General features: G+C 64.1%; 9 protein-coding genes and 1 CRISPR repeat array. Of the genes, 8 read left to right on the top strand and 1 reads right to left on the bottom strand.

All coding sequences use genetic code 11. From position 1 onward, the window contains the following. The first annotated feature begins 67 nt into the window (after positions 1-67). From cas10 to C4301_RS07980, 8 genes are all read left to right on the top strand, one after another. On the top strand, positions 68-1,852 hold the full coding sequence (gene cas10, locus C4301_RS08015) for a type III-B CRISPR-associated protein Cas10/Cmr2 (RefSeq protein ID WP_352414575.1): 1,785 nt from the start codon (positions 68-70) through the stop codon (positions 1,850-1,852). Then, positions 1,842-2,984, top strand: coding sequence for a type III-B CRISPR module-associated Cmr3 family protein (locus tag C4301_RS08010; protein WP_352414574.1), 1,143 nt, complete (start codon positions 1,842-1,844; stop codon positions 2,982-2,984). The genes cas10 and C4301_RS08010 overlap by 11 nt, the downstream gene beginning before the upstream one ends. Continuing rightward, entirely contained in the window at positions 2,981-4,180 is a 1,200-nt protein-coding gene (gene cmr1, locus C4301_RS08005) for a type III-B CRISPR module RAMP protein Cmr1 (RefSeq protein ID WP_352414573.1), read from the top strand. Before C4301_RS08010 ends, cmr1 begins: the two co-directional genes overlap by 4 nt. A 14-nt stretch (positions 4,181-4,194) precedes the next feature. After that, complete coding sequence (gene cmr4 / locus C4301_RS08000) at positions 4,195-5,046, top strand: type III-B CRISPR module RAMP protein Cmr4 (protein WP_352414572.1); 852 nt, start codon at positions 4,195-4,197, stop codon at positions 5,044-5,046. A 3-nt stretch (positions 5,047-5,049) separates the two neighbouring features. Next, positions 5,050-5,397 (top strand): type III-B CRISPR module-associated protein Cmr5, encoded by a 348-nt coding sequence (gene cmr5 / locus C4301_RS07995; RefSeq protein WP_352414571.1) that lies wholly within the window; start codon positions 5,050-5,052, stop codon positions 5,395-5,397. After that, positions 5,394-6,464 (top strand): type III-B CRISPR module RAMP protein Cmr6, encoded by a 1,071-nt coding sequence (gene cmr6, locus C4301_RS07990; RefSeq protein WP_352414570.1) that lies wholly within the window; start codon positions 5,394-5,396, stop codon positions 6,462-6,464. The genes cmr5 and cmr6 overlap by 4 nt, the downstream gene beginning before the upstream one ends. Before the next feature lie 373 nt (positions 6,465-6,837). Next, entirely contained in the window at positions 6,838-7,311 is a 474-nt protein-coding gene (locus C4301_RS07985) for a hypothetical protein (RefSeq protein ID WP_352414569.1), read from the top strand. 232 nt (positions 7,312-7,543) lie between these two features. Next, positions 7,544-9,007 (top strand): TIGR02710 family CRISPR-associated protein, encoded by a 1,464-nt coding sequence (locus C4301_RS07980; protein WP_352414568.1) that lies wholly within the window; start codon positions 7,544-7,546, stop codon positions 9,005-9,007. On the opposite strand, the gene C4301_RS07975 is transcribed toward C4301_RS07980, so the two are convergent. Further along, on the bottom strand, positions 9,004-9,309 hold the full coding sequence (locus C4301_RS07975) for a hypothetical protein (RefSeq protein ID WP_352414567.1): 306 nt from the start codon (positions 9,307-9,309) through the stop codon (positions 9,004-9,006). The genes C4301_RS07980 and C4301_RS07975 overlap by 4 nt on opposite strands. Positions 9,310-9,520: 211 nt before the next feature. Beyond that, positions 9,521-9,821: direct repeats of the CRISPR family, unit length 31 nt; unit sequence GTTTCAAACCCTTATAGGTACGGTCAGAACC. Positions 9,822-9,863: the final 42 nt, after the last annotated feature.

The following is a 9,863-nucleotide window of genomic DNA, read 5'->3' as shown; positions in this document are numbered from 1 at the left end:
CCCAGGGAGTCTCAAATGTCTTGACCGACTACACAGGCTGGCCTCTTTGGCTTTATAGTAAAAAGCTGTGGAATACCTTATCGCCATCACCCTAGGGCCGGTCCAGGAGTTTATCGCCTCGGCCCGAAGGTTCCGCGACTTTTTCGCGGGAAGCCGCCTACTCTCCGAGGCGGCGGCTAGTGCGGCCTTGAGCGTTGCGAAAGCGATCGGGCCCCAAAACCTCATCTTTCCCGCGCCGGAAAGCCTTGAAGAGCTGAAGACCCTGGGCGAAGCGGGCATCCCCAATGTCCTCCTCGCCAAGGTGCCCAGTGGGTTCGATCCCATCCAACTGGGGGAGGAGGCCCTAGAGGCCGCCAAGGCCTACCTGAAGGAGAAGGCCGAGGAAGCGTTTGGGCCATACCGGGAGCACCTTCGCTTCCAGGAAGCCCTGGAGCAGGTGGAAGACCTCCTAGAGGGCTACTACGCCTATCTTCCCCTCCAGGGGGGCTACGCAGAGACCCGCAGGCGGCTCATGGCCCTCCTCGCCGCCCGGAAGACCACGCGGGACTTTAGGCCCGTCTCTTGGGGCGCTCCCCTTTACAAGAGCTCTTTGGACGGGGCCCGGGAAAGCGTTTTGGCCTTTAGGGGAAACGAAGCCCGCCTGAGGCTTAGGCTTGGCCTTCGGGAAGGAGAGCACCTTTCGGGGCCCGACCTCCTTAAGCGGCTTTGGGAAGCCCCGCCCTTCCTAAGCGCCACCCACGCGGCCGCCCTCCCCTTCTGGCAGGGGGTAAAAGCCCGGGGGGCCCAAAGGGTTTTGGAAGAGGCCCTGGGGGAGGTGGCCAACCTGATGGACAAGGAGGATAGGGGGGTCCCTGTCCGGGAGGCCCGCCACCCCGTCCTCCGGAACACCCCCTTTGCCCGCTTCGACGTGCGCCTCCTCTACGAAACCCGCCTCGAGGAGTTCCCCTCCTTGGCGGAGGACCCAGGGAGGCTGGAGGAGGCCAGGCGCCGTCTAAGCCGCCTTTGGGAAGAGCTCAGGAAGAGGAAGGTCAAGGCCCCGCCCGGCACCTACTACGCCCTCCTCCTGGGGGACGGGGACCGGATGGGCAAGACCATAGACCAGCAGGACTCCCCAGAGGTCCATCGGGCGCTTTCCCGTAGGCAGGCCCTGGAGTTTGCCCAGGAAGTGGGCAAAATCGTAGCGGAGCACCAAGGCGGCCTGATCTACTCCGGCGGGGACGACGTCCTGGCGGTTCTTCCCCTCCACACCGCCTTAAGGGCGGCCTGGGCCCTAGCCCAGCGCTTCCAGGAGGTCATGGCCCCTTATGGGCAAGGGGGCGAGGCCCCAAGCCTCTCCGTGGGGATGGCCATCGTCCACCACCTGGAGCACCTCCAGGACGCCTTGGAACTGGTTCGGCGGACGGAAAAGGTGGCCAAGGAGGGCTTGCCGGGTGGGAAAGAGGAGGAAAGGAAGAACGCCCTGGCCGTGGCCTATAGCCCCCGCTCGGGCTCCGAGCTCACCGTTCGGGGGCGCTGGGACGAGGCCCCCCGGCTCACCCAGCGCCTTTACCGCTATGCGGACCTCCTCAGGACCGATGCGGTGCCCGCCAAGGCCGCCTATGAGCTTTGGGCCCTGCTCCAGGAGGCGGAGGAGTTCCGCCTTTCTGAGGAAGCCCTTCTCGCGGAGGCCCGGCGCATCCTGGGGCGGAAGGCGATGGAGAAGGCTTACCAAGAGGAGCTCGGCTTACGCCTTGGGGGAAAGACGGGAGTGAGGCGGCTTACCCAGGAGCTCCTCTTGGCCCAGCCCTTGGCCGAGGCCCTGGAGCAGGCGGCCGTCCCCGTGGAGAGCTTGGAGGTGTGGCGTGCTCATTGAACCGCGGGATCCCCTGATCGTTCGGGACGGGCGGCCCTTTGACAACACCCCGGGCGCCCGGGCCCGGAGCCTGCCCTTCCCCTTGCCCCAGACCCTGGCCGGGGCCTATCGAGCCCGGCGGGGGATGCTCGAGGGCCTCTCCTTCCCCGAGGACTCCGACCGGGTGCGCGCCTGGGGGGTGCGGGGGCCCCTTCTTGTGGAGGAAAGGGGAGGAACTTGGCGGCTCCTCGTCCCCAGGCCCTTGGACGCCCTGAGGATAGGCCATACCGTCTACCCCTTGCGCCCCCTAAAGACCCCGGAAGGGGCGGGGACCAACCTTCCGGCTGGCCTCGAGCTCGTGGGGCTTAAGGACCCCTTCCTCAGGGACAAGCCAACCCCCCTCAAGCCCTTTTGGAGTTGGGACTCCTTCGAAAGGTGGCTTCTTGGGGCTTCTCCCTCCGAGCTCGAGGGCTTTTCGCCTGAGGAACACCCGGGGCCGGTCCCGGAGGTCCGCACCCACGTGAGCCTGGATCCGGCCAAAGGGAGCGCCCGGGAGGGGTTCTTGTTCCAGACCTCCGGCCTCGAGTTCGTGGGGCGGCCTTCCCCTCAGGAAGGCCCTCGCCAGGGCCTCCGCGGAACCACCCGCCTGGCCCTCGTCCTTTGGCCCGAGGACGAAAAGGAGCTTGAAGGCATCTTCCCCTTAGGCGGTGAGCGGCGGCTTGCCTTTTGGCACAAGGGGGGGCCAAAGCCTCCCCGGCCGCCTGAGGGGCTTCTGGAGGGGCTGGTCCGCTACAGGGCGGCCCGGCTTTTCCTACTGACCCCAGGCTTTTTCCAACAGGGCTTCCTTCCCAGGGCCTTTTCCCAAGGGAGCTCCGGGCCAAAGGTGGTGGCGGTGGCCCTGGAAAGGCCCCTTGCGGTCTCGGGGTGGGATCTCAAGGAAAACCGGCCCAAGCCCAGCCGCCGGGCGGTGCCCATGGGGAGCGTCTACTTCCTCCGGTTCCCAGAGGGGTGGGATGAGGGCCGGATCGCCCGCTGGCTCGAGGCGGTCTGGTTCCAAAACGTCTCCGATGAGGAGCAGGACCAAAAGGATGGCTTTGGCCTGGCGGCGGTGGGGCTTTGGGACGGGGCGCTTTTGGAGTGGGAGGGGCGATGAAAGGCTGGAAAGAGGCGTATACCCCTAAGCGGAAGGAGGGCGGGGAAGAGGTTTGGGAGCGCACCTACCACCTCCTCACCCCGCTCTTTGGGGGCGGGGTGGAACCCAAAACAAAGGACCCGGTTACCGTGGTCCGGGCCACGGAGGTGCGGGGCCAGCTCCGCTTCTTCTGGCGGGCGATCCGCGGATGGCGGGCCGAGGGAAGCCTGGACAAGCTCCGCGACCTCGAGGCGGAGATCTTCGGTTCCACGGACCGCTCCTCGCCCCTGGTGGTCTTTCTGAAAACGGAGAAGGAGGGGGAATCCAAGCACGTTTTCGTGGACCAACCGGGCAAGAGCTTTCCCAAGGCTCAGCCTATCGGTGTTCCCCTGACGGGGAAGCACATCGGTGTTCCCCTGACGGGGAAGCACGAGGTGGCCCACCCCTACCTGGCCTTTCCCCTACAGAAGAACAAACAAGACCCCAAAAACTACCCCGTGCAGGTGGGGGTCGTCTTCCGCCTCACCCTGCGCTTTCCCAAGGAGCTTCTCGAGGAGGTGGAGGCGGCCCTTTGGGCCTGGGAGACCTTCGGCGGCATCGGGGCCCGGACGAGGCGGGGGTTTGGGGCCATCGCGCGTGAGGGCAGCTCGCCTCCTAAAGAGGAGGAGATCCGGGAAAGGCTCAGGCGCTATAGCCGCCCCGCCGGCTGGCCCGAGGGGGTGCCCCACCTCACCCCAGGGAGCCTGGTGCGGGTGGTCCCCCTTTCCTGGCGGGAGGTGGCCGAGCGGTACCAGAAGTTCCGCCAGGACCGGACGGGCCAGGGGGGCCGGCCCGGGAAAAACCGCTGGCCCGAACCCGATGCCCTTCGCCGCCTCCTAACCCGGCGTGCCCCCCAGGCTTCCCTGGACAAGTTCCCTCGAGGCCAGTTCGGCCTGCCCATCATTTTCCACTTTAGGGATAAAACTCTTCCAAATTCTACCCTCAAGGGCGCCGAGGCCGAGCGCCTGGCCAGCCCCCTCCTCTTCCGCCCCTTGGCGGAGAAGATGGTGCTGGTGGCCGTCCTCGAGGCGCCCCGGGTGCCCAAGGGGGGCGCAGTGCTGGAGTGGGAGAAACAAAGGGTGAAGGTGGACGTATTCCTGACCCCAGAAGAGGCCAAGAGAATCCCTAAGCTTGCGGGCAAAACAGATCCTATCCGAGCCTTTGTGGAAAGCCTTTAGGAGAGGAAGCAGATATGGACGCCAAGGCGCTGCTTTTCATCCACGCCCTCTCCCCCTTACACGCGGGGACGGGGCAAGGCATTGGGGCTATCGACCTGCCCATCGCCCGGGAGAAGGCCACGGGCATCCCCTACCTCCCGGGAAGCTCCCTCAAGGGGGTGCTGCGGGACCGGGCGCGCGGGAGGTTGGATCAGGACACCCTCTTCGCGGTCTTCGGGCCGGAGACGGACTCGGCTGCGGAGCACGCGGGGGCGGTCCAGGTGGGGGATGCCAGGCTCCTTCTCCTTCCCGTTCGGAGCCTGTACGGGGTTTTCGCCTACGCCACAAGCCCCTACCTTCTGGAGCGCTTCCTGAGGGAGGCCGGCCTGGTGGGGCTTTCCACCCCCGAGAGCGTCCAGCCGCCTGGGAAGGGAGAAGCCCTGGTGGCCCCCGGTTCCCGCCTTCGGGGAGAGGGGAAGGTCTTCCTCGAGGACCTGGACCTCACCGCCCGGGAAGAGGGCCGGCTCGGGGCGTGGGAGGATTGGCTTGGGGAAAAGACCCAGGCCCCGGTCAAGGGCCGGCTGGTCCTCCTCCACGACGACCTCATGGCCTTCCTCCTGGAGACGGCCACGGAGGTGGTGGCCCGCATCCGGCTAAACGACGAGACCAAGACGGTGGCCAAGGGGGCCCTTTGGTACGAGGAGAACCTGCCCGCAGAGAGCCTCCTCTATGCCCTGGTCCGGGCGGAGCGTTCCTTCCACAAGGGGAAGGAGCTCTCTGCCGAGGCCATCCTTAGCCTCTTTAGAGGGCTTCTGGAGGGCGCCCTGCAGCTTGGCGGCAAGGCCACGGTGGGCCGGGGGCTTTGCCAGGTGAGGGTGGGGGGGTAGGCCGTGCGGACCCGGTCACAGGAATGGGCCCAGAAGGCCTATGAAAAGGTGGAAGCCGCCTCGAGGAGAGGGGGTGGGGAGTATAAGGACATGGCCCTCCGGTTCCCGGTCCTGGTGCGCCAGGCGGGGCTGGCCCAGGCCTTGGCCTTCGTCCAGTCCCGGGGCAAGGAGGAGCACAAGCGGCTTGGGGATGACCTGGCCCAGGTCCTTGGGTACCAGGGCCTTAAGGACCTGGCCGAGGCCGCCCGGGAGGCGGAACTCCTCGCCTACCTCCGCCTGACCCGGGAGGTGCTCCAGGCGGCGGAGTGGTTCAAGCGCTTCGCTCAGGCCCTGATCGAGGAGGCGGAATGAGGAAAAGCCTCGAGGGGGCCATAAAGAGGCTGAACCTTTCCCAAGCAGAGACCCACCGGGGCCTCTGGCTGGACCGGTACCTGGAGAGCGCGGATCGGAAGGATACGGAGGCCAAGCGCAAGGATACGGAGGCCAAGCACAAACTGGTCCAGCAGGTGGTTCAAATCCCCGAGCCCGGGGAGTACGCCGCCTTCTTCCGCCGCTACCAGGAGGCCTCGAAGGCGGTGGGGGCCCGCACCTGCAAGGCCACCACTCGAGGCCGCCTCGTGGTGGGGCTTGGGGGGAAGGGGGTCTTGGAGACGGGGCTTACCCTCCACCGCACCTATGGGGTGCCCTATATTCCCGGTTCCGCCCTGAAGGGGCTGGCCAGCCGGTACGCCCACCTCCATTTGGAAGGGGAGGCCTGGCGCCGGAATCTGGGCGAGTTCCGCCGGGGAGAGGCCCAGGCTGCCCTCTTTGGCACCCAGGAGGAGGAGGGAGCGGTGGTCTTCTTTGACGCCCTGCCGCTTCCAGGGGAGTGGGAACTTCGGGAAGATCTCCTGAACCCCCACCACCCGGAGTACTACGGGGGCGCAGACGCCCCTCCCGCCGACTGGGATAGCCCCGTGCCGGTGCCCTTTTTGAGCGTCACCGGGACCTTCCTGGTGGCCCTGGCCCCGGCCCCGGGGTTTTCCCCGCCCCCTGGCCTTATGGAGGCCGCCTGGCGGATCCTGGCCTGGGCCTTGGCGGAGGAGGGGGTCGGGGGGAAGACCAGCTCCGGCTACGGGCGGATGGTCCTCGAGGAGGGGTGTGCCGAAGGGTCCGCCCCAGGGGGCCAGGCCCGGGCGGCTTCCAGCCCGGAGTACGAGGCCCTGCTCACCCGGGTTCGCTCCCTGAAATACCGGGAACTCGAGGCCTTCTTCAAGCTCGAGGCCTCGCGCATCCTGGCCCTTGGGCCGCAGGAGCTTGACGGCTTGAAGGAGGCCCTTAAGGAGGGCAAGCTGCTCAGCAACCCCCGGGATCTCAAAGACATGGCTAAAAGGGACCAGATGGTAAAGCAGGTCCTGGAGCGGATGGGGTTGGTTTGAGGAGGTGGGGGTGGAGGCACGCCGGCGCAAGCGGTGGGGAGAATCAGCCCAGGGCGGCCATCTACGTGGCCCTTTTGGGCAACGATCCTGGACCCGTCTATCAGGGGTTTAAGCTGGTCCAAAACCGGGTGGGCAGGGTGAAAGAAGCCCGCTTCTATGCGCAAAGGCCCGGGCGCCTCCACTTAGAGCCTGAGGGGTTGGCCCTTGAGGAGGTAGACCTTTCAAGCAAAAAGCGGACATGCCCCCGCCCGGGCCCCTTTTATTTTAGGCCGCCCCTACCTAAAAGGGGAGATGCACTGGGAAAGCTTCGCAGAGTTCAGCAAACGAGCCAAAAGGCTCGGGGGAAAGCTGTGTATGCCCCTGGTGTCTATTTATGAAGCATGAGCATGAGGGGCCCAACCTCCTAAGCCGCTGGAGGGTTTTCGCCCGGGAGTACGGTGTCCACCTGCTCGATGAACTCCTTGAGTCCGCTTCCGCATCCGGGAAACGTCCAGAGAACGAAAAGCGAACCGAGCCGGCCCGTCCCAAAAGCCCTTCGTTCCGCCGTCCTAGCCTCCAAAGCACCCTTCTTCTGGCCAACGTCTCCGTCCAGGTCGTGCCCCTTTACGCGGCCTACCCCTCTTTTGCACCCCAGGAGGTCTACCTGGTCTCCACCATGGCCCCGGGCCTTTATAGGGCTTCATGGGAAAGGGCCAAGGCCCATACTTCCCAGGAAGCAAGGAGGTGCCTTGGGAGAAGGGGGATCCAGGGGAAGTCCTGTTCCTCGAGAAGAAGAAGGACTGGAAAGGGCCTCCGGACCCTGACCTTCTGGAAAGGGCCGATGAATTTCTCAAAAAGCGGCTATTGAGGGGACAAGGTCCGTCCAGGAGGCCACTTGGTTCCCCTTAATGTAATGGAAAAGGAACAATCCGCAGAGGCGGATGGCCTAGCCTATCACAGGGGGAGTTTGTTCAAGGAAAAGGGCTGGGAGAGATGCTCAGTTTGCTGGGCGAGCAGATCTGGGGGAAAATGTCTCTGAGGGCGCAAAAGCGCCCGGAGGAGCAAAGGCCTACCGTTTTCCGGAGGAGATACCCCAGGCCATGAAGCTTAAGGAGGGAAAGATGGAAAGAAGCGGAGAAGCCAAACCCCTCGAGGCCATCTGGCAGGCTTACAAGGAAGCGGTGAAGGCAGAGGGGAGCAACCGGGCCCAGGCCCTCTACCAGGAGATGGTCTGGCCCCGCCTCCTCGCCCTTTGGAAGACCGAGCCCAGGGTCCGCCCCATGCAGAAGGAATTCCGGGTCTCCATCCACACCCTGGGCACGAGCCCGGAGGCCACCATCCTGGCCATCTTGGGCGCGGGGGCGGAAAAGGTGTACGTGCTCCACACGGCAGAGTCCGAGCGCTACCTGGAACAGATCCGGAAGGACACGGGCAAGGAGATCTACCCTATACGGATCGACAAGAGCAACGTGGCCAGGATCTACGAGGAGGTCCACCGCCTCCTCAAGGAGATCGCCCAGGGCGGTGGAACCCTCAAGGCGGTCTCCCAGGGGGAGGAAACCCAGGTGGCCCTGGACATCACCAGCGGGACCAAGGCCATGAGCGCGGGTCTTGCCGCAGCGGGCTTTTTCTTCCAACGCTTCTACAAAAATCTGAGGGTGGTCTATGTGGACAACGAGGAGTACGACACCGAGCTCCGCCGCCCGAGGGCGGGAAGCGAGGCGCTTTTCCTCCTGCCCAACCCGCACGAGGTGGTGGGCGAGGTGGACGCCTTCTTCGCCCGGGAACTTTACTCGAACCGGGATTTTTCGGGGGCAGCCGATTACTTTAAACGCCTGGTGGGTAAAACCAACCAACTTAAGTACGCCCTCTACAACAGCTTGTGCGAGATGTACGCCAACTGGTGGGCCTTAGATTTCAAAAACGCCTCGAAGCAGGGGGAAGGCCTCCTGAATCAACTAGGGAAGGACTCCAATTTAAACCACCCTCTCGCCCGGCATATGGGCCGCCTGCAAAAGCAGGTGGACCTCCTAAGGGAGGCGGACGCTTTTGTGTCCAGCAAGGACCTGGGCCGTTCAAAGGGGGTTTTGGGCGTGGTGGCCACCCTCCTGCGGCTTTCGGAAGAGGAAAAGAGGCCTTTCCTGAAGGCGCTTTATGCGTACCGGGCCCTCGAGCTCCTCTTGCAGGAGAGACTTTACCGGCTTCATGGACGGAGGGCCGACGAGCCAAATCTTTCCCCAGGGGAACGGGAAAAGCTCCAGGCCGAGCTTTCCAGTATCCTTTCAGAGGAGGCCCGGGTGGGCAAGCGGCTCGGCCTTCTGGATCTTTTCGCCTTCTTGCGGGTCTTAGGCGACCCTCTTCTCAAAGGGGAAAGCCTAGAGGAGGTCCAGGGTCTGAGCGGGGCGGTCCAGGCCAGGAACGCCTCCCTTCTGATCCACGGCCTAGAGGTGCCTTCAGAGAAGCAGGTGGATATAATCCTCAAAAAGGCCAAAAGGCTCCGGCAGGAACTAGAAAGACAGGTCCGGTTCCAACCGGACCTGGAGCCCATTGACCTGGAATTCTAGTCTTCAGGGCCCCGGGTCACCCGCACCCTAACCGCCCCTTCAAGGGGCTGGGTGTTCCTGCGGATGGCCTCGAGTTCGGAGCGGATGGCCTTTAGTTCATTCAGGGCCTCTTCCAAGATCTGGGAGAGCTTCCTGATTTCCTCGAGGCCGGCTTGCCAGTGACCCGGGCTTCGAAGTTCATCGGTTGGGCTCGGCTGCTTGCCCGGTAGAGGAACCCCGGAAGGATGACCCTCCAGCACCTTTTGTATGGCCGCCTCGAGGCCGATCCCTTGAACCCGGCGCAGCTGATCCGCTGCCCTCAAAACCTCGGCTTCTTTTGGGGAGATAACGGTGCTTCGCCCTGCTTTGACTGAAGGCTCGCCGGTCTTCCTGGTATAAAAGGCATGAGCCCTCCAAAGGGTTACCCTAGAGATCTTAAGTTCTTTTGCCAGTTCTGTGAGCCGGAGCGATTTGTCCTCTCGAGGGTGATTAGCCATACGCAACACATGTTACCAAAAGCCTTTGTTTGGGTTTGTGTCAAACCCTTATAGGTACGGTCAGAACGCGCCTCCACCCGGTTCTTGGCCCGGCCCTCTTCCATGTTTCAAACCCTTATAGGTACGGTCAGAACCTCGGTTCTCTTTTCCTGGCTGATCCAGGCCGCTCTGGGTTTCAAACCCTTATAGGTACGGTCAGAACCGCCGGGCGCATCATCGCGAGGGCGCTGGAGCGCTACGTTTCAAACCCTTATAGGTACGGTCAGAACCCGGCGATGAGGTTAACCTTGCTGGCCTGTATCATTTCGTTTCAAACCCTTATAGGTACGGTCAGAACCGTTGGCAACAGAAGAGAAATTTCGATCGGCAGGGGCGGGGTT

Origin of the sequence: Thermus sp., assembly GCF_040290245.1 — a bacterium.
Lineage (GTDB): Bacteria > Deinococcota > Deinococci > Deinococcales > Thermaceae > Thermus_A.
This window is presented reverse-complemented; position numbering and strand designations above follow the sequence as displayed.